At 68.8% G+C, this 18495-nt stretch carries 17 protein-coding genes and 1 tRNA gene; 16 read left to right on the top strand and 2 right to left on the bottom strand.

Annotated elements, in window-relative coordinates; translation table 11 throughout:
* The first annotated feature begins 771 nt into the window (after positions 1 to 771).
* The 7 genes from R5W23_RS18050 (at position 772) to R5W23_RS18080 (ending at position 6245) form a co-directional block, all read left to right on the top strand.
* Complete coding sequence (locus R5W23_RS18050; RefSeq protein WP_320687488.1) at positions 772 to 2268, top strand: c-type cytochrome domain-containing protein; 1497 nt, start codon at positions 772 to 774, stop codon at positions 2266 to 2268.
* Positions 2269 to 2394: 126 nt separating this feature from the next.
* Positions 2395 to 2859 (top strand): HesB/IscA family protein, encoded by a 465-nt coding sequence (locus R5W23_RS18055; protein WP_320687489.1) that lies wholly within the window; start codon positions 2395 to 2397, stop codon positions 2857 to 2859.
* Positions 2860 to 3639: 780 nt separating this feature from the next.
* Entirely contained in the window at positions 3640 to 4119 is a 480-nt protein-coding gene (locus tag R5W23_RS18060) for an RICIN domain-containing protein (RefSeq protein WP_261189077.1), read from the top strand.
* Positions 4095 to 4976, top strand: a complete 882-nt coding sequence (locus R5W23_RS18065) for an alpha/beta fold hydrolase (protein WP_320687490.1) — start codon at positions 4095 to 4097, stop codon at positions 4974 to 4976. The genes R5W23_RS18060 and R5W23_RS18065 overlap by 25 nt, the downstream gene beginning before the upstream one ends.
* Before the next feature lie 67 nt (positions 4977 to 5043).
* Positions 5044 to 5126, top strand: a tRNA-Leu gene (locus R5W23_RS18070).
* A 452-nt stretch (positions 5127 to 5578) separates the two neighbouring features.
* Positions 5579 to 5899, top strand: a complete 321-nt coding sequence (locus R5W23_RS18075; protein WP_261189075.1) for a PilZ domain-containing protein — start codon at positions 5579 to 5581, stop codon at positions 5897 to 5899.
* Positions 5900 to 6047: 148 nt separating this feature from the next.
* Complete coding sequence (locus R5W23_RS18080; protein WP_261185703.1) at positions 6048 to 6245, top strand: hypothetical protein; 198 nt, start codon at positions 6048 to 6050, stop codon at positions 6243 to 6245.
* 88 nt (positions 6246 to 6333) lie between these two features.
* Here R5W23_RS18080 and R5W23_RS18085 read toward each other — a convergent pair whose 3' ends face one another.
* Positions 6334 to 8130 carry an adenylate/guanylate cyclase domain-containing protein gene (locus R5W23_RS18085; RefSeq protein WP_320687491.1) on the bottom strand — a complete coding sequence of 599 codons (1797 nt, stop codon included), beginning with the start codon at positions 8128 to 8130 and terminating at the stop codon, positions 6334 to 6336.
* 218 nt (positions 8131 to 8348) lie between these two features.
* Between R5W23_RS18085 and R5W23_RS18090 the strand changes: the two genes are divergently transcribed.
* The 7 genes from R5W23_RS18090 to R5W23_RS18120 all read left to right on the top strand — a co-directional run bounded on the left by R5W23_RS18090 (position 8349) and on the right by R5W23_RS18120 (position 15015).
* A complete protein-coding gene (locus R5W23_RS18090; protein WP_320687492.1) occupies positions 8349 to 9569 on the top strand; it encodes a patatin-like phospholipase family protein in 1221 nt (406 codons plus the stop codon).
* Positions 9570 to 9725: 156 nt separating this feature from the next.
* Positions 9726 to 10685, top strand: a complete 960-nt coding sequence (locus tag R5W23_RS18095) for a hypothetical protein (protein ID WP_320687493.1) — start codon at positions 9726 to 9728, stop codon at positions 10683 to 10685.
* 123 nt (positions 10686 to 10808) lie between these two features.
* Positions 10809 to 11195: a helix-turn-helix domain-containing protein gene (locus R5W23_RS18100; RefSeq protein WP_261185697.1), complete on the top strand. Its 387-nt coding sequence runs from the start codon at positions 10809 to 10811 to the stop codon at positions 11193 to 11195.
* Positions 11196 to 11310: 115 nt separating this feature from the next.
* Positions 11311 to 11739: a hypothetical protein gene (locus tag R5W23_RS18105; RefSeq protein WP_320687494.1), complete on the top strand. Its 429-nt coding sequence runs from the start codon at positions 11311 to 11313 to the stop codon at positions 11737 to 11739.
* Positions 11740 to 11865: 126 nt separating this feature from the next.
* Positions 11866 to 12108: a 30S ribosomal protein S18 gene (gene rpsR, locus R5W23_RS18110; RefSeq protein ID WP_261185695.1), complete on the top strand. Its 243-nt coding sequence runs from the start codon at positions 11866 to 11868 to the stop codon at positions 12106 to 12108.
* 137 nt (positions 12109 to 12245) lie between these two features.
* Positions 12246 to 14273 (top strand): tetratricopeptide repeat protein, encoded by a 2028-nt coding sequence (locus R5W23_RS18115; protein WP_320687495.1) that lies wholly within the window; start codon positions 12246 to 12248, stop codon positions 14271 to 14273.
* A gap of 496 nt (positions 14274 to 14769) precedes the next feature.
* Entirely contained in the window at positions 14770 to 15015 is a 246-nt protein-coding gene (locus R5W23_RS18120; protein ID WP_320687496.1) for a hypothetical protein, read from the top strand.
* A 372-nt stretch (positions 15016 to 15387) separates the two neighbouring features.
* Here the strand turns inward: R5W23_RS18120 and R5W23_RS18125 are convergent, their stop codons facing one another.
* On the bottom strand, positions 15388 to 17097 hold the full coding sequence (locus tag R5W23_RS18125; RefSeq protein WP_320687497.1) for an SMP-30/gluconolactonase/LRE family protein: 1710 nt from the start codon (positions 17095 to 17097) through the stop codon (positions 15388 to 15390).
* A 282-nt stretch (positions 17098 to 17379) separates the two neighbouring features.
* On the opposite strand from R5W23_RS18125, the gene R5W23_RS18130 reads away from it, so the two are divergent.
* Positions 17380 to 17976, top strand: coding sequence for a sigma-70 family RNA polymerase sigma factor (locus tag R5W23_RS18130; RefSeq protein ID WP_261185690.1), 597 nt, complete (start codon positions 17380 to 17382; stop codon positions 17974 to 17976).
* Positions 17977 to 18121: 145 nt separating this feature from the next.
* Positions 18122 to 18445, top strand: coding sequence for a hypothetical protein (locus tag R5W23_RS18135; RefSeq protein WP_320687498.1), 324 nt, complete (start codon positions 18122 to 18124; stop codon positions 18443 to 18445).
* Positions 18446 to 18495: the final 50 nt, after the last annotated feature.

Below are 18495 nucleotides of genomic sequence, written 5' to 3' on the forward strand. Positions count from 1 at the left end.
TTCCAGACGTTCCTTGCTCCAGCCCATGTGACAAGGACCTCGCGGACTTGGGTTGGGGCGACGGGTTCGCGGCCGGGCCGCCGCGGAAGGCGACGGGCGAGAGCTACGAGCGGCGAGTACCGTCTCGTGCGATCCGTCGCAAATCGACCGTCCAATTGTGCGGAAGCACTACTTTGATTGGCAATGTAAGTTGCAAACCGGGTGCCGGCACGTCACCGAAATGCCGGAAAAAAGTGGTTCCGAAACGGGTGACCAGTTCTTGTCCACGCCGGTAACTAACTGTCCGAACATCGGACGACCGGTCGTCAAGATGCACCGTTTGGCGAGCTTGATCGGGAGCCCACGGTTGCGGCCGGATTGTCGAAATGTGGTGAAGTTCGCTCGCGCCGTGTCAGAGTTACCTACCGGCCGGAAAAATCTACCGATCCGGTCGTAATTCAGGGATTCAGCAACGCCGAGACATCCCGAGCGAATCCACCCGATCCCAACGTGTTGCCCTGATTTATGATCCGGCCGGCTGTGCCTACTTCTTGTGGCACAGACATTCCTGTCTGTGTGGCCTTCTCATCCGTGCACAGACGAAGGCAGGCGCCAAAAACAGACGCCAGCAACCAGACGCCAGCAACCAGACCGCGAATGTGCTGTCCTGGCCTTGGCCGTGCGCCCCGGGGCGCGTTCGTTCTTCGGCCCGATCTCGTTGCTCCCGCTCCCGACATCCGTTACACTCACTTCCAAACCTGCCCCGACTCACTTTCTCCGAGACACCCAGTCATGCTGCGCCACCGATACTGTGCGTGCGTCCTTTGCGCAGTCGCCGCGCTGATCGCCTCCTACCTTTTGCTGTTCTCGGACCTACCAGCGGCCAACGCCCAGAAGCCCGTCAGCTTCATCAACGACGTGGCCCCGATCTTCAAGGAGAACTGCTTCGCGTGCCACGACTCCAAGAAGAAGTCGGGCAAGTACGACATGACCACCTACGAGAAGATCCGCGCGGGCGGCACCGGCGGCGACCCGATCGTGCCGGGCAAGCCCGACCAGAGCGAGTTCCACGCGCTCCTGGTCACCACCGACCAGCGGCGGATGCCGCCGCGCGACAAGGGCGAGGCCGTCCCGAAGGGCAAGGCCGATCTCGTCGAGCGGTGGATCAAGGAGGGCGCGAAGCTCGACGCCGGCATCGACCCGAAGGCCGACCTCGTGAAGGAGCTGCGGGTGCGGTGGCAACCGCCGGCGCCGCCGAAGGCGTACCCGTTCGCGGTCATCGTCAACGCGCTGGCCTTTACGCCGGACAGCAAGTCGGTGGTGGTCGGCGGGCACCACGAACTCACCGTGTGGGACGCGACCACCGGGAAGCTGACGAAGCGGGTCCGCACCCGGTCCGAGCGCGCCTACGGCCTGGCGTTCCTGCCGGACGGCAAGCTGGCGGTCGCGGGCGGGCGCCCGGGGCAGGAGGGCGACGTTCGCATCTACGACCTCGCTGCGAAGGGGAAGGCCGGAGAGGGTTCCTCTGTCAAAGGGGAAGACGTGGAGGTGCTCGACGGCGTGAACGACCCGAAGGTGCTGGTGAAGCACCTGTTCGACGTGGAAGATTCGGTGCTGTGCCTGGCGGTCACCCCGGACGGCAAGACGCTGGCGGCCGGCGGCTGCGACCGCGCCGTGCGGGTCTTCGACCTGTCCGAGGGGCTCGATAAAGCGAAGCCGGTGCAGACGGTCGAGAACCACGCGGACTGGGTGCTCGGCTGCACCATTTCGGCGGACGGCAAGTACCTGCTGACCGCCGGGCGCGACAAGACCGCGAAGGTGTGGGACCTGAAGGCGAAGGAGTCGGTGGTGACGTTCCCCGAGCACCAGAACATCGTGTACGGGGTGGCGGTGAAGGCGGACGGCTCGGCCGGGTACTCGGTGGGTGCGGACAAGCAGCTCCGCACCTGGAAGCCGAACGGGGAGGGCAAGCAGGTGAAGAACGCCGGCGGGCACGGGGACGAGGTGTTCAAGGTCGTGGCGAACCCGAAGCAGCCGCTGCTCGCCACCTCGAGCGCCGACAAGACCGTGCGGCTGTGGAACATGGACACGCTGGCGGCGGGCAAGTCGCTGGCGGGCCTCACGGACTACGTGTACACGGTGGCGTTCAGCCCCGACGGCGAGCTGGTCGCGGGTGGCAGCTACGACGGTAGTGTCGCGGTGTGGAACGTGAAGACGGCGGCCGTTGTGAAGGTGTTCAACGCCAGCCCCGGTCTGGCGGCGAAGGAGCCCGAGCCGAAGAAGAAGTGACGGTTGCGTGGCCGACCGGGTCTGATAGCATAGAGCGGATCTGAAATAAGCGAGATCGTGCCCATGATCCGAGCCCGAACCGGTCCCGCGTTTGCCCTTTTTCTCGTGTGGCTCACGGGGTGCGACATGCCCGCGCGCTACGTGCGGACCCGCACCCCGGCGCCGAGCCTTGCCGGCCCGGCGCTGGAACTGGCCCCGCCCCCGCGGGAGCGGGTGTACCTGGAAATCACACCAGCGGCGGCCCACGAACTCCGGACGCACGTCGCAGGTCTGAACATCGATCGGTGGTGGCTGCGGTACACGATCAAAGGCGGCGGGTGTACTGGTTTCCAGAACAAACTCGATATCGAGGCCGCTCCCCCGGGGGACGACGATTTCGAGTTCGTGGTCGATGGGATTCGGTGCGTGGTCCTCGAGTGGCAGCGCCCGTACGCCCGAGGCGCCCGGATCGATTTCGGCGAGGTAAACGGGAACCGGGGCTTCATCGTAACGTTTCCGCAGGCCCGGTGCCCGCAAGACGCCGCGGGGAGGCCGATCACGGATGAGTTCGAGCGGCGTGCCGCCAGCGAACGCGCCGCACAACAGAAGTAGACAAGAGCCAGACCGCCGCGACTGGAGGCGGTTGAGAGCCACGGGCGGCCGGTTCCGAGACCTCCTCTGCGGCGCTCCGCCGCGGGTGCAGTTGCTCGCGATTGCGTTCCCGGGAGCGTTGTTCGTTTCGCCCACCCCGGAACTAGTTCCGGGGTGCTGAATCAACCTGCGTTCACCCCGAACTAGTTCCGGGGTGGGCGTTGGTGAACGCTCTCGGTCCACGATTGAAGTCGGGACCGGCCGCCCTGGATACACGTCTGAAGAACGTCCTTGCCGATGTGCAGCGGTGCCAGCACGTAACGATCAAGAAGGGGATGGGCCACAAAAAGGCATACAGAGCACAAAAGGAAACCGAAGACGAAGGCGAAAGACAAGATTAGCCACAAGAACGCACACAGGGCACAAAAGGAAGCCGAAGGCCAAGACAAAGAGTGAGTTCAAAACACTTCTCTTCTGTACTGGTTTTCGGTTTTCTCTTGTGCCCTGTGTGCGTTCTTGCGGTCATCACTCTCTGCTTTGGTCTTCGGTTTCCTTTTGCGGCTATCCTCTCTGCTTCTTCTTGGGTTTTCTTTTGTGCCCTGTGTGCGTTTTTGTGGCCAATCCTCTTCTGCTCTGATTCGGTGACGTTTCGGTGAAACTCGCCCGGGCCGCTTCCCGGCGCGTTGACCGCTCTTCCGCGGATCTCCTACAATCACCACCGCCCGGCCGACGCTGCACGTCTCACTTTCGGCCCGGCGCGTTCGCTCTCGCACTTCAAACATGCTGACAAGGAGAACTCACATGTTGCGTTCGCTCTGTGCCCTCGCGGCCTGCGGTCTGCTCGCGGTCCCCGCCCTGGCCGCGGATGAAAAGGTCCGGATCGTGAACGTCGAAACGGGCAAGGTGCTCGCGGTCGTGGACGACTCCGACGAGGCCGGCGCCCGCGCCGCGCTCGCCAAGGCCGATCCGGCCAACAAGGCCCAGCAGTGGGAGGTCAAGAAGGACGGGAAGGCGTTCGCGCTCGTGAACGTGAAGAGCGGCAAGGCGCTCGACGTGTTCGAGGCGTCGAAGGACGAGGGCGTGGCGATCATCGTCTGGGACGCCAAGGACGAGGACGCCGACAACCAGCGCTGGTCCTGGGAGGAGAAGGACGCGGAGCGCCGCATCACGAGCAAATCGAGCGAGCTGGTGCTGGACATTGACGACGAGGGCCGCATCATTCAGAAGAAGGCCGACCCGAAGGCGAAGAAGCAGTTGTGGAAGATCGAACCGGTCAAGTGACCGCCCGCCCCGATGTGACCGACGCCCGGTGCCGCGACGCGCTGCGGGCGCTCGCGCACGAGGCCGCCCACGCCGCGCTCGACACGGGCCGTTACCTCATGCGGTTCACCGTTTGGGGGAGCGGCCCGCCGCTCGTGGTCCTGCACGGGCTGTCGGACGCGGCGCGCGGGTTCGCGATGGTGATGCACCAACTCGCCCCGCACTTCACCTGCGTGGCTTACGAACTGCCCAACGGCGCCGACGACGGCGCGACGCTCGGCGCGTACCGGCACCGCGACCTCGCCTCCGACCTTTACGCCCTGCTCGATCACCTGAAGCTGCGCCGCGTGGCGCTGCTCGGGTCGTCGTTCGGCACGACGGTCGCGTTGCGCGCCCTGGCCGAGCGCCCGGAGCGGTTCACGAAGTGCGTGCTGAAGGGCGGGTTCGCGTTTCGCCCGCTGCGGTGGTACGAGCGGTTCGGGGCGCGTCAGGGCCGCTACTGGGACGGGCGGCTGTGCGAGCTCCCGTTTCGCGAGTTCGCCATGCGGCGCGCCTGCCCCGCGACCTGGGACGGGTGCTCGCCGCTGGCGCGCGCGCTGTTCCTGGACTGCAACGGCCGGACCCCGATCCGCGCGGCGGCCCGCCGGGCGGTGGCGCTCGATTCGCTCGACCTGCGCCCGCTGCTGCCCGCAATCGCCGCCCCCGTGCTCCTGGTCGGCGGCGACCGGGACCGGATCGTACCGCGGGGCCGCGAGGCGGTTCTCGCACACGGGCTGCGGGACGTGCGGCGCGTCGAGTTCCGGGAGTGCGGCCACTACCCGCAGTACACGCACCCCGGGGCCACCGCCGCCGCGGTGCGGGCATTTCTAGCCGAATGAAGGAGATTCACGTCCCCCTCTTGAAAACGGCCTCCAACCCGCAATAATTTCTCAAGAGCAATTCCCCGCGGGAGTGGCGGAATGGCAGACGCACCAGCTTGAGGGGCTGGCGGGAGCAATCCTGTGCAGGTTCAAGTCCTGTCTCCCGCACTGATACGCTGAACGGCCCGGGGATTCCCCCGGGCCGTTCGCTTTTGCTGATGTTCTACGCATGTTGCACGGCGGGATCGGCCAACCGTTCAGTGAGTGACCACACGTGACCGGTGAGCCCGGCGGCCATCGCCGGCGTTGGTGCCCAATACCACCCGTATACTCACTGACGTGACCCGATTGTTGGTCCGTTCCTTGTGTCCGGCCGCATCCGTGACCGATGCCGGGGGTAACACCCGGGCTTTGCGCGAGCGCCCCGGCCGCACGCACCGGTGTGCCGGACTCGTTCATTCCAGCGCCGGTTGAACAAGCGTTCGCCTCAATTGCCCCTCAGATGGGCCGGCTCCCCGTCGGGAACGTCCCGCACTTCACCCACCGCTCATTTTAGTTCTGCCCCAGAACGAGTCGTGTTCTATGGTTCCCACACCAGTAACTCCGTGGAGGCGCACTGCATGTCTGTTCAGAACTCTGACCGGCGAGCGGCAGTTCGCTTTGTTCCCAACTCAACGACTTCCTGTTACACCGAGTCCGGCGGTGAGGGGGTGCTGTGGGACATCTCCGCCACGGGCCTGAGCATGTTGGTCGAGACGAGCCCGCTGCTCGGGGTCACGCTGACGGTCGAGGTGACGTCCTCCTGGCGCGTCCTGACGGTCCGGGCCCAAGTGGCTCACGTGAATCAGTTGGCGGCCGGGGATTACTTCGTCGGGATGGAGTTCGCCCGTCCGCTCACGCTGGAAGAGATCGAGCCGTTCGTCACCCCGGCGCTCGTGTAAAGCTTACGCGGGCGGTGACGCGCCCGGTTGACCGCCGGCCTGCGTCTGCGGGCTCGGCCGTTGACTTCTCCGCCGCGTGCTGGTCTACTGGCCCTCGCGCGTGCGGGCCGCGCCCACTTCGTCCACTCTTGCCCGCCAAGGTGTGCGCATGCGCGGGAACCGGGGCGGGGCGATCGCGAAGTTCTTGGAACAGTTGGCCGACGGCGACCCCGTCGCGCTCGGGTTCGTCGGCGTGATCCTGTTCATCGCGGTCGCTCTGGGTTTGTTCGTGCTGAAGGTGCGCCGCGACCTGCGGCGGGACGACGAGGCGCAGGCCCGCAAGTACGGGCGCAAGTCCCCCCGGTGAAGCGGGAGGCTCACGTCGGCCGCTTGATGGCCACCGGCGGCGCGTTCGAGCACCGCATCACAAAACATCGGCCCCGCGAAGGCCAATGTCAGCCCCGCGCCGCGAGCGGGACGACGCCGTCCCAGCCGGGCGGCGGGGTGCGGTTGTTCTTCAGAATGAATTCGGTCAGCACGTCCTTCCCGCGGTCGTCCGGCGGGACCCGGTGGAGCCGCTTGTACGCGACCGCCCAGTCTCCGGCCAAAAACGCGGTCAGGGCTTCGCCGTAGGCCGCGAGGTCTTCGTCGGAGAGCCCGCCCTCCGGCGCCCCGCCGGCCGGGACCGGTGGCAGCAGTTCGGACACCACCAGCGGCGTTTCCATGCCGGGCGGGCGCACCTTCACCAGTTGCCGCGTGCGGCCGGCGTCGCGGGGGAGCCGCTCGCGCACCGCCTCCGCCGTCGGCTCGTCGATCAGGATCGGCACCCGCAGCAGCTTGGTCATGTCCTGGAGCCGCGACGCGAGGTTCACCACCGGCCCGAACACGGTCACCTTCGCCTGCTCCGGGGTGCCGATCCCGCCCGCCACCGCCCGGCCGCTCGCGACCCCGATCCCGACCCGGAACCCGTGCAGCGGGTGCGCCGGGTCGCGCGCCACCGTCTCGAACGCGGCCCGGATGCCGAGCGCCGCCCGGCACGCGTCCTCGACTTTCAACGGCTGTTCCAGCGGCCAGCCCCAGAACCCGAGGGCCGCGTCGCCCAGGAAGTCCGCGACGGCCCCGCGGTGGTTCAGGATGTTCCGGGTCATCAGCCCCAGCGCGGCACTCACCCGGTTCAACAGGTCGAGCAGGTTGTCGGCCTCCTCCGCCCGCCGCGAGAAGCCGCGCAGGTCGCAGAACAGCACGGTCACGTCGGCCTCGCGCGGCTCCAGCGCGCGGGCCGGGTCGCCGCCCGACAGCACGCCCAGCACCCCGGGCGAGAAGAACCGGCGGAACACCCCCTGCCGCTCGCGCAGTACCTGCACCTGGCGGAGCGAGCCCAGGATGTCGGCCACCAGCTCCGCGAACTTCACGTCGTCGCGCAGCTCGTTCGACTCCCACGGCGCCAGCAGCGTCGCCGCCGCGGCCCCGTTGAACCGCCCGGCCACGTACAGCGCCCACCCCGGGCACGACTCGCCGGCGACGGGCGTGCAGAACGCCCAGTCGAACCGCTCTTGCAGGGTGAACGGGTCGGCGGGCGCGGCGCCCGGCTCCGCCCCCCACACGTGGAGCACGGTCTGCTTCTGCTCCGCGACCGCGGCGGCGACGAGCCGGCGGCTCGGCTCGAAGTCGCCCGCGCCGGCCAGCCGGCGGTCCCGGTGGAGCACGGCGGGCCGGTCGGCCCCGGGCGCGAGCGCCACCACCGCGACCGCGTCCGCGCGGCGGACGCCCGCCAGCAGCATGTCGCCGAGCTTGTGGAACAGGTCCGCGTCGTCGGAGGCGCTGGCGATCACGTCGGGGAGCCGGCTGAGCACGTCGAGCCGGTGCGGGGCGTCGCGGAACGCGAGCCGGTCCAGCTCGTGGTGCCCGATCGTCCGCATGTCGAGCAGCGGGCGATCGGGCTCGGGCGGGGTGGCGTCCTCGCCGGCGGCGAGGGTGAACGAAGTGCGGCCGATGACGAACGACCCGCCCGCCGGCACCTCGAACGCGTCGGCCGGGCGCCCGGCGTGAAAGACCGGGTTGGCCGCCTCCGCGAGCTTGCGCACCTTCAGCTTCCCGCCGCGGGCGGTCAGCTCGGCGTGCCGCCGGGCGAGGAACGGCTCCCACGGCACGGACCAACCGGCCGCGTCGCGCCCGAGAACGACGGGCACGTCGTGCGGCAGCTCGCGGCGCCAGACGTCGCCCGGGGTGGGACCTTGTGCAACGAGCAACATGGGTGCGGACCGGCGAGAGGTTCGGAACCGGGCGGGGCGTTCCTCAAAGTGTACCGACCGGCGGTTCCGGCGCCCCCGACCGGCGCGCCGGAACCGGCCCGAAGCTCCGCAAATTGCTCAAGTACCGAAAGCGCGCGCGGACCCCGACTTGGCGCTTGACCGGCGGCGCGGGTGGTGCTATCTCCTCCCGCCCACAAGGGACCGTAGCGGGGGTAGGCATGGGAACCGGCTCGTTCGGGCGGCTGGGGGGCGCCCGGATCGCGCAGTTGTTCACCGGACTGGTGCCGCTGGCGCTGGTCGCGGCCGTCGGGTGCCTCGGGCCGAAGGTGCGCGCCCCGGTCCCGGACGAGGTCGCCACCAAAGTATGGGTCAACGCCCGCCCCGGGGACGACTACCACGACGCCGACACGGACGCGGTCGCCGGGCTGGCGGCCGTGATGCAGGGGGCCGCGGCCCCGCCGGCGGGCCGCCCGCAGAACGTGCTGTGCGTGTCCGGGGGGGGCAAGTACGCCGCGTTCACCGCCGGCGCGCTGGTCGGCTGGAGCGCGTCCGGCACCCGGCCCACGTTCGACGTGGCGACGGGCGTGAGCAGCGGCGCGCCGACCGCGTTCCTCGCGTTCCTCGGCCCCAAGTACGACCGCGCGCTGTCCAGCATCTTCGTGAGCCTGCGCCGCTCCGACCTGTTCCGCTGGCGCCCGGTCCGCGGGGTGCTCAGCGGCGGCGCGCTGATGACCTCGGCGCCGCTCGAGGAGCTGCTCGAGCGGTACATCGACGACGAGGTCATGGCCGACCTGTGCGCGGCCCAGGCCGACGGGCGGCGGCTGTTCATCGCCACCTCGAACGTGCTCACGCACCGGCTGGTGGTGTGGGACCTGGGCGGGATCGCCAGCTCCGGCCGCCCGGACGCGAAGGAGATCGTGCGCAAGGTGGTGCTGGCCGCGTGCTCGATCCCGGGCATCGTCCCGGCGGTCAAGTTCGACGTGACCGTTAACGGGGTCCGCTACCAGGAGCTGCACGCCGACGCCGGCAACCTGGCGCAGGTGTTCGTCCGCACCAACGGCCCGCTGGCGCCCGGGTCGAACGTGTGGGTGCTGTCCGCGGGCAAAACGCACCAGAACCGGTCGCGGCAGAACCCGGGTACGTTCGAGACGCTCGTGAACGCCGTCTCGACCGCCCTGTACGCCCTGTTCCGGGCCGACACGGTGAAGCTCCACGCCCTGTGCCGGGTGACCAACTCGCGGTTCGGGCTGATCGCGCTGCCGGACAACTTCGAGGGGCGGTCCAGCAGCATGGTGTTCGACCCGGAAGAGTCGAAGCGCATGTACATGGTGGGCTACCAGATGGGCGCCGGCGGCGCCTGGGAGCTGCTCCCGCCGGACACCGCCCCGGGGCAGACCAACCCGCCCCGCGCCGGGCTGGAGTTCACCACACAGCCATAAAACAAAGACGATTGGCCGCAAAAACGCACAAGAGGCACAAAAAGAAGGCTGGAAGCGGCCGACCGAGTACCCGATTCGGTCCCCTGATCCACGCTCTTTTTGTTCCCCTTGTGCGATTTTGCGGCCGATCTTCCTTCTCTTTGCGTGAGGGCACCGATGCCGTACCCGCAGTTCAACCGCTCGCAGCTCCGGCTCCAGCCGCTCGCCAACCGTCAGCACGACCTCACCCTGGACGTAATGTTGCCGCTCGCCGCCGGCGCGTTCGCCCACCCGTCGCTGCCCGCGATCGGCCGGCGGCTGGCCGAGGCGAAGGCCCGCGGGGCGGCCCGCGTGCTCATGATGGGGGCGCACGTGCTGCGCGCCGGGGCGCAGCGGCACCTGATCGACCTCATGGAGCGCGGGCTGGTGTCGCTGATCGCCATGAACGGCGCCGGTCCGATCCACGACTGGGAGTTCGCGCTGATCGGGGCCAGCACCGAGAGCGTCGCCCGGTACGTGTCGTCCGGCGAGTTCGGGTTGTGGGACGAGACCGGGAAGATGAACGACGCGATCACCCGCGGGGTGCGCGACGGCATGGGGCTGGGCGAGAGCGTGGGGCGGGCCATCGCGGAGGGGTTCTTCCCGTACAAGCACGCGAGCGTGCTGGCCGCGGCGTACCGGCTCAAGATCCCGGTCACGGTTCACATCGGTATCGGGTACGACATCATCCACGAGCACCCGAACGCCGACGGCGGGGTGCTGGGGCGCGCCAGCTACACCGACTTCCTGGTGTTCGCCGAGCACATCCGGAGGCTGGAGGGCGGGATCGTGCTCAACTTCGGCACCGCCGTCATGGGGCCGGAAGTGTACCTGAAGGCGCTGGCGATGGCGCGGAACGTGGCGCACCAGAGCGGCGAGCGGATCGCCGCGTTCACCACGGCGGTGTTCGACCTGCTGCCGCTCGGCGACGACTACCACACCCAGGCGCCGAAGACCGACCCGCGGTACTACTACCGGCCGTGGAAGACCATCCTGGTCCGCACGGTCGCGGACGGGGGCGAGAGCTTCTACGTCCAGGGCGATCACAAGGACACCGTGCCCGCCGTGTGGGGCGCCGCCACCGCCGCCGCGCCGTAGCACCCACCTCGATCGCGCAACCGCTCGCGGGGTCCCGGTAGGACTTGAGTCCTATCGGGATCTCGGTATCATCTCATTGCCTACACATTTTCCACACATTCCATTCCCTCACGAGGGTTGCGTATGGGGTTGTCGAAGCAGATCGCCTACCGGTTACAAACGCTGCGCGCCGCGGCCGGGCTGTCGCAGGAGGCGGTTGCGGAGAAGGCGGACCTGAGCCTGTCGCTGGTGGCGAAGATGGAGCAGGCGCGGAAGGCCGACCCGCGGGCCAGCACCCTGATCGCGCTGGCCGGCGCGCTGGGCGTGCGCCCCGGCGAACTCATTGAAGATCTGGTCGAACCGCCGGAGGGGGCGTTCCCGTCGAAAAAGGACAAGAAGAAAGAGAAGAAAAAGGGCAAGAAGCTGCGCGAGGCGCTCGTCGGCGCCGGGGCGGAGCTGTCGGCGATGCTGGCCCCGTCCACCAACGGCCACAAGGACGAGCACAAGAAGAAAAAGAAGAAGGACAAGTAGGCGCCCGCTCCGTCATTGCGGGACGGCGGCGGTGGGCTAGAATTTCGCGCATCGCTCCCGGCGGCGCCGAACGGTGTCGGCCCTGGAGCTTTTTACGCAGCAGGAGCCCGGCCCCATGTCCCCGGACGACATCAAAAAGCGGATCGTCAACGAGATCAAGGCCCGCGCGTACGACGACAAGTACATCGACCGCAACGAAGAGCGGGAGATCGTCCTCATCTCGGCCGAACTGGGGGTGACGGTCGAGAGCGCGCTGGCGGCGCTGAACCAAGTGTGTGACGAGTTCGGCTACGTGCTGGAGTCGCGGGTGCAGAAACAGATCGAGGACCAGCTCGCCACCGCCGCGGGGAACGACGGGAAGATCGACCGGCGCGAGTTCGACCTGATCTTCGGGAACGTGAAGCGTGCGATGGCCGGCAAGAAGCCCGACCGGGACATCAAGAAGATGATCGTGCGCACCATGGACGACACCGGCCACAACAAGGTCCGCACCGGGTGGTTCAGCGACTGGTACGCGGCGCTCAAAAAGGAGCTGGGGGTGTAACGGCGCCGGGGGGCGTGTGTCTCGGCGCGCCGGGGCCGTTGCCGTTCCTCGTTCTGTCGTCTATATTAACTCTTTCCGAATTGCCGGAATTGGTGCTGCGGCTTCACACAGGGTGCTGGGAACGACATGAATCGGAAGAAGTTGAGCCAGTCGCGCGCGGGTCGGTGCCGGTTCTGCACGAAGGAAGGCTGCCCGCGCCCCGCGTTCGTGGACTATAAGGACGTGGGCAACCTGAAGAAAATGATCACCGGCCAGGGCAAGCTGTTCAGCCGCAAGCGGAGCGGGCTGTGCGCCACGTTCCAGCGCGAGGTCGGCACCGCGGTGAAGCGCGCCCGGTTCATGGGGCTGCTGCCGTACGTCGGCGAGTAACGCCTTCCGGGCCGAACGGACCCCGCGGGCCGGCTTGACACGGGCGCCGAGTTACGGGAAACGTCCCGGCTTGGCGCCCCGGTGCGTTCCGGGATACAACAGCCCGCACCGTTCGCCCGCTCCGGCCGGAGGGACCTGTGGCCACCCTGGACGACCTCTTCCAGCGCGCCGTCGCGGCGCACCGCAGCGGATCGCTCGACGAAGCCGAACGCGGCTACCGCCAGCTCCTCACCGCGACCCCGAACCACCCGCCGTCGCTCACCAACCTGGCCGCGATCGTGGCCCAGCGCGGCGACGCCGAGGGGGCCGAGCGCCTGTACCTCGAATCGCTCAGCGCCGACCCCGACCAGCTCAACACGCACTTCAACCTCGCGAACCTGTACCGCCGCACCGGCCGCTCCGCCGACGCCATCCCGCACTACGAGGACGCGCTGCGGCTCTCGCCCGACGCGCCCGCCGTGCTCGTCAACCTGGGCCTGGCCGCGGGCGACGTGGGCAACTGGCCGCGGTCGGTCGAGTGCTTCGCCCGCGCGGTCACGGTGAACGCGGACGTGCCCGAGGGGCTCACGCTGCTCGGCGACGCGCTGGCGCGGTGCGGGCGGCGGGCGGAGGCGATCGGCGCGTTCCGGGAGGCGGTCGCACGGTTCCCGGACCAGCCCCGCGGGTACTGCCACCTGGGGCTGCACCTCGCGGCGGCCGGCGAGCACGAGCAGGCCGTCGAGGTGCTGGAAAAGGCCGTCGAGCTGCGGGCCGACTACCCGGAGGCGCAGAACGCGCTCGGCGTGGCGTACGAGGCGGTCGGGCGCGCCGACGAGGCGCAGCGGGCGTACCGCACCGCCGTCGAGTTGCGGGACGGCTTCGCCGACGCGTGGGCGAACCTCGGCACGAGCCTCGGCGAGCAGGGGCGGGTCGGCGAGGCGGTGGCGGCGCTCCGCAAGGCGCTGGACCTGGCCCCCAACCCGATCGCACAAAGCGCGCTGCTGACGAACCTGCTCTACCCGGGCACGCTCACCCCGGAGCAGCTCCGCGACGAGCACGTCGCCTGGGCGCAGAAGCACGCCGACCCGCTGACGCCGGCCGAGCCGCCGCGGCGCACGACCCGGCCGGGGCGCGTCCGCGTGGGGTACGTGATCGGCGAGTTCAAGTCGCGGGCCGCGGTCTCGTTCCTCGAAGCGCTGCTGACGCACCACGACCGCCGACAGTTCCACGTCACGGTGTACGCCAACTCGGCGCGGCAGGGGGAGGTGTACGAGCGGCTGCACCGGCTCGCGGACACCTGGCACCCGATCCCGCACCTCTCCGACGAGCGGGCGGCGGAGCTGGTCCGCACCGACGAGATCGACACCCTCGCGGACCTGAACGGGCACGGGCAGGGCAACCGGCTGCTGCTGTTCGCCCGCAAGCCGGCCCCGGTTCAGTTGAGCCTGTTCGGCTACCCGGCGACGACCGGCATGAGGGCGATGGATTACCGGGTGACGGACGCGACCGCCGACCCGCCCGGCACCGAGTCGTTCTACACGGAAAAGCTCCTCCGGCTGCCGGACCTCGGCGGGGTGTACGTGCCGCCCGCGGACGCGCCGGTACCGGGCGCGGCGCCCGCCGCCCGCCGGGCGTTCACCTTCGGGTGCTTGAACCACCCGGCGAAGCTGTCGGACGTGTGCCTCGACGCGTGGGCCGCCGTGCTGAAGGCGGTGCCGAAGTCGCGCCTGGTGCTGCTGGCGGGCCAGTCGGTGGCGTCGTCGGAAGAGATCTCCGCGCGGTTCACGCAGCGCGGGATCGTCACCGACCGGCTGGAGCTGGTGTACCGGCTGTCGGGGAACGATTACTTCGAGGCGTACCAGCCGCTCGACCTGATGCTGGACCCGTTCCCCTACGGCGGCGCCGTGACCACGTGCGACTCGTTGTGGATGGGGGTCCCCGTGCTCACGGTCGCGGGCCGGGACGCGCGGGGCCGGCAGAGCATGAGCCTGCTGACGGCGCTGGGGCTGCCGGAGTTCATCGCCGACGACACGGACCAGCTCGTGACGCTGGCGGCGACGTGGGCGGACCAGCGGGCCGGGCTCGCGGACCTGCGATCGAGCCTGCGCGACATGATGAGCCAGTCGCCGGTGACGGACGTGCCGGGGTACGTGCGGCGCCTCGAAGCGGCGTACAAGGGCATTTAGGCGAGCGGGGGGCGTGAGCCCCCCGAGTGAACGAACCACGAACGCTCGTGCGGAGGAGCGGGGGGCGTGAGCCCCCCGAGTGAACACCTCGCTCACGCTTCCGGCGCGAGTCCTTCGCCGACAGCGGGACGATCGCTCGCAGCGCGTTCACTCGGGAGGATCGTGGCACGAGTGTTCGTGGCGCGTTCACTCGGGGGGCTCACGCCCCCCGCTCGCCTCCGCACGAGCGTTTGTGGTTCGTTCACTCGGGGGGCTTACGCCCCCCGCCTGGACCTCAAGCGACCACACCACAAGGGGATATTCCTGTCCAACAATGTACGCGATCGCGTCGCTGATCGCGCGCTCGTTGGGCAGTTTCCGTTTTGACCCGCTCTGCGTCCACCACGTGCCGTTCGGCCGCTTGCCCCAACGCGCGTTCAAGACCCGGCTGCCGTAACTTTTGAAGTCGCCAAAGGATGTCACTCGGTTCGATGCCGTCCGTCACGGTGACCGCGAGGTGAACGTGGTTCGCCATCACCGCGAGCGCGTGCAGAACCCATTGGCGATGGGTCGCGGTCTCTCGGAACTGATTGGCGAGCGCGTCCGCCTGCGCCCGATCGATGCGGACGCGCGGCCCTTTCATCTGGTGGACGGCCGCACGCCACAAGCCAGGGAGGTCGGCGTCGCAGGGCGTGCCGGGGCGGTCGTGTTCCAACCGAACGACATCCTCGGCGTCCTCGGCCCGCCGATCCCGTACACGTGAGACGAAACCGCGCGGGTCGCCGGGTAACCAGTTGCCGTAAAAGGTCGAGGTGAGGAGCCACGAGCGGGCCATCGCGATCTCCTGTTCGTAGCCGAAAAGGGCGATCGTTCGCCAAACAATTACGCTTCTGATCTTACGGTGTGAAAACTCTCCAGGCGAGCTTCCGCCCCGAACTCCGAGTCAACGCCTTGGCGAGCGGGGGGCGTGAGCCCCCCGAGTGAACGCGCCGCTCGTGCGGAGGCGAGCGGGGGGCGTGAGCCCCCCGAGTGAACGCGCCACGACCACTCGTGCGGAGGGAGGCGAGCGAAGGGCTCGCGCCGGAAGCGCGAGCGGGGCGTTCACTCGGGGGGCTCACGCCCCCCGCTCGCTTGGTCACAGCCGCGGCGGGGCCGGCTTGAACGGCGGCTCGAACGCGTTCGCGCCCTTCACCTTCACCTTGCGGCTGTACACCTTGTCCCCGCAGGTCGCGTACACCACGTCCATGTTCGCGCCGCCGAACGTCAGGTTCGACAGCTTCCCGTTCGGCGTCGGGATGATGCAGTTGACCCGGCCCGCCTGATCGCACACCTGCAACCCGGCCCGCGTCGCGACCCACAACCGCCCGTCGCGGTCGCACCGCAGCCCGTCCGCGCCCGAATCGTCGTCGGCGTCGCGGACGTAGAGGTGGAAATACTTCTGCTTGTTCGCCAGCGTGCCGTCCGGCTGGATCATGTAGCTGTACACCCAGTGCGTGCGGCTGTCCGCGACGTACAGGAGCGTCTGGTCCGGCGATACGGTGATCCCGTTCGCGAACTTCAGGCCCGTATCGACCACCTTCTTTTCGCCCTTCGGCGAGACGTAGTACACCTTGCTGTTGTTGGGCGTCTCGAACGGGTCCGTGTCGTAGACCGCCCCGTTGTGCAGCACCACGAGGTCGTTGCCCTTGAAGCCCTCGGCGAAGACGCTCGGCTTGCCCGCGCCGTCCCACGCCAGAACCTTGGACTCGCCCGCGGCGTTCGCGTAGAGCCGGCCGTCCGGGCCGAACCGCTGGCCGTCACCGCGCTTGCTGTCCGCGAGCCACTCCACCGGTTTGCCGTCCACGACCTTGTACGTCTTCGACGAGCCCACGTCGTTGAAGAACACCTCGCCCGTCGGGCTCGTCGCCGGCCCCTCGGTGAACTTGTACCCCTCGCCCACCAGCTTCCAGCCCTCGCCGGGGATCAAAAGCTCTTGCAGCGGCTGCGAGCCCTTGCCGGCCTTCGGCCGTTCGGGCCAGTCCTTCCACAGGAACTGCATCGCCTCGGGGAACACGCCCGCGGCCAGCCCGCCGTTGTGCCCGCCGTCGTTCCACGAGTGCTTCGTTTCGTAGCCCGCGAACACCAGCGCCCGCTCCATCGTCTGGTTCGCCATCCACCAGTCGCCGCCGTAGATGTTCAGGTCCTTGGTGCCGTCCTGGAGGTACACCCGCAGCGGCTTCGGCTCGAACTTGCGGATCAGCGTCGGGTAGATGTCGCCGCCGCGCAGCCCGACGTAGGTGCCGATGGTGCTGAACACCCGCGAGAACTCGTCCGGGCGCTCCCACGCCGCCGTGAACGCGCAGATCGCGCCGCTCGACGCGCCGCCGATCGCCCGGTCGGTGCCCCGCTTGGAGAGCACGATCGGCTTCCCGTCCTTCGTGGTACGCTTTTCCACCTCCGGGAGCAGTTCGTCGAGCAGCATCCGGGCGTAGGCGTCGCCCAGGCCGTCGTACTCGTAGCTCCGGTTGTACCGGGTCAGCGCCGCCTTCGGGTCGCCCGCCCTGACCTCGCCCGGGGTCACCCCGATCGCGATCGTGACCGGCATCTCCTTCGCCGCGATCAGCTTCTCGAACGTCGGGCCGACGTACCCCGGCAGTCCGTCCTGGTTCACGTACACGCACGCGGGCGTTTTGCCGTCGTACTGGGCCGGCACCCACACGGTTACGGTGCGGGTGGTGCCGGGGAAAACCGTGCTCTTCGCGAACGCGAAGCTGAATGAGGTGCCCTTCGGCACCTCGGGCGGTTTCGCGTCCTGCGCGAGCGAGACGGCCGGAATGAAAACCAACAGGGGCAGCAATCGACGCATAGATGGGCTCGCATCAGATGGCGGGGCAAGGCTTTGCGCCGTTCGGTGGGGGCGGAATGCGGTGCCGGCCGGGGCGCCCGCGCGGGCACCGCGATCGCCGCACGGGCGCACGACCGGGGGCAACCGCGGAGGGCCGGTGAGACCGCGCGAAAGCCTTGTCCCACCCTACCGAAACGGGCTTTAATTGACTTCCCGTTTTTTGTACGCTTCGGGCGAGAAAGGCGTCCCGCCGCGTCGGTATAATGGACGAAGTTCGCAACTTGGTCTTAGGGACGTGACCGCATGACCCGTTACCTGCCCTCGAAGCCGTCGCGCGGCGTGATGGTGGCGATGGTGCTCGGCACCGCGCTGGCCACCTCACCTGCTCGGGCGGGCGCCTCCGTGGCCCGCGGCGCGGAGCCGAGCGCGAAAGCCGTCACCGACATCAGCAAGTACTGCCAGACGTGCTGGCGGAACGCCCGCCTGCCCGCCGACCGCTGGCAGGACTGCACCCAGGCCGTTTTCGTCCGCCTCCTGGAGCGGGTCGAAGCGGACAAGTGGGGCGCGGTGCTGGTGGACAGCGAGACGAGCGAGCGCCGGGAGTTCCTCCGCGCCATCGACGCGGTGAAGAAGCGCACCCAGCGCGCCCGTAAGTTCGCGGCGCTGTCGCACGAGCTGCCGGACCGGCGGCCCGTCACCAACACCACCCGCGACGACCGCGACGCCGTCGCCAAGGCGGCCGAGCAGCTCAGCCCGCGGCAGCGCCGCATCCTGGAGCTGACCGCCGACGGCTGGCCGGTTCCGGAGATCGCCACGGAGCTGGCGACGACCGTCGAGCGGGTCAGCGACGAGAAGTACAAGGCGATCAAGAAGCTCCAGCACCATTTCGGCGTCGCGTAAGCAAATTCGGTCGAACCGGTATCTCTTCTCGGCCGCCGGGCGCAAGTCCGGCGGCCGAGAGCGTTCGACAACCGGAGCCGACGCCCGACGCGCTGCCGCCCAACTCCGCGACCGGCTCCTCAAACCACACCGAGGAGACGCTGCAATGAAGTTCGCTATACTGTCGTTCGTTGCCGCCGGCGCGCTGGCTGTGTCCGCGGGCGCCGCCGACGCCCGGCCCCCGGCCTACCACGGCGGCCACTACCACAACTACTCCAGCGGGTACCGCGGCGGGTACGCGTACCCGAGCTATTACCGCGGCTACAGCTACCCGAGCAGCGGGTTCGGGCTGAGTGTCGGCGGGCCGCGCGGGGGCTTCAGTTTCGGTAGCGGCTCCGTCTACCCGAACTACGGGTACAACTCCTACTACGGCCGCCCGTACTACGGAAGCTACGGCTACCGCGGCTACGGGTCCCCGTGGCGCTGGTAACGACTGGGCGTAACGGCGCAAAACGGTTCAGGGGCCGCGGGGGCTGACAT

This window comes from Gemmata algarum (assembly GCF_034097035.1).
GTDB classification, from domain to species: Bacteria; Planctomycetota; Planctomycetia; order Gemmatales; family Gemmataceae; genus Gemmata; species Gemmata algarum.

Excerpts from the sequence above, each read along its gene's own strand:
- R5W23_RS18050 (WP_320687488.1), top strand. The coding sequence starts at position 772 with ATGCTGCGCCACCGATACTGTGCGTGCGTCCTTTGCGCAGTCGCCGCG.
- R5W23_RS18055 (WP_320687489.1), top strand. The coding sequence starts at position 2,395 with ATGCCCGCGCGCTACGTGCGGACCCGCACCCCGGCGCCGAGCCTTGCC.
- R5W23_RS18060 (WP_261189077.1), top strand. The coding sequence starts at position 3,640 with ATGTTGCGTTCGCTCTGTGCCCTCGCGGCCTGCGGTCTGCTCGCGGTC.
- R5W23_RS18075 (WP_261189075.1), top strand. The coding sequence starts at position 5,579 with ATGTCTGTTCAGAACTCTGACCGGCGAGCGGCAGTTCGCTTTGTTCCC.
- R5W23_RS18080 (WP_261185703.1), top strand. The coding sequence starts at position 6,048 with ATGCGCGGGAACCGGGGCGGGGCGATCGCGAAGTTCTTGGAACAGTTG.
- R5W23_RS18085 (WP_320687491.1), bottom strand. The coding sequence starts at position 8,130 with ATGTTGCTCGTTGCACAAGGTCCCACCCCGGGCGACGTCTGGCGCCGC.
- R5W23_RS18090 (WP_320687492.1), top strand. The coding sequence starts at position 8,349 with ATGGGAACCGGCTCGTTCGGGCGGCTGGGGGGCGCCCGGATCGCGCAG.
- R5W23_RS18095 (WP_320687493.1), top strand. The coding sequence starts at position 9,726 with ATGCCGTACCCGCAGTTCAACCGCTCGCAGCTCCGGCTCCAGCCGCTC.
- R5W23_RS18100 (WP_261185697.1), top strand. The coding sequence starts at position 10,809 with ATGGGGTTGTCGAAGCAGATCGCCTACCGGTTACAAACGCTGCGCGCC.
- R5W23_RS18105 (WP_320687494.1), top strand. The coding sequence starts at position 11,311 with ATGTCCCCGGACGACATCAAAAAGCGGATCGTCAACGAGATCAAGGCC.
- rpsR (WP_261185695.1), top strand. The coding sequence starts at position 11,866 with ATGAATCGGAAGAAGTTGAGCCAGTCGCGCGCGGGTCGGTGCCGGTTC.
- R5W23_RS18125 (WP_320687497.1), bottom strand. The coding sequence starts at position 17,097 with ATGCGTCGATTGCTGCCCCTGTTGGTTTTCATTCCGGCCGTCTCGCTC.
- R5W23_RS18130 (WP_261185690.1), top strand. The coding sequence starts at position 17,380 with ATGACCCGTTACCTGCCCTCGAAGCCGTCGCGCGGCGTGATGGTGGCG.
- R5W23_RS18135 (WP_320687498.1), top strand. The coding sequence starts at position 18,122 with ATGAAGTTCGCTATACTGTCGTTCGTTGCCGCCGGCGCGCTGGCTGTG.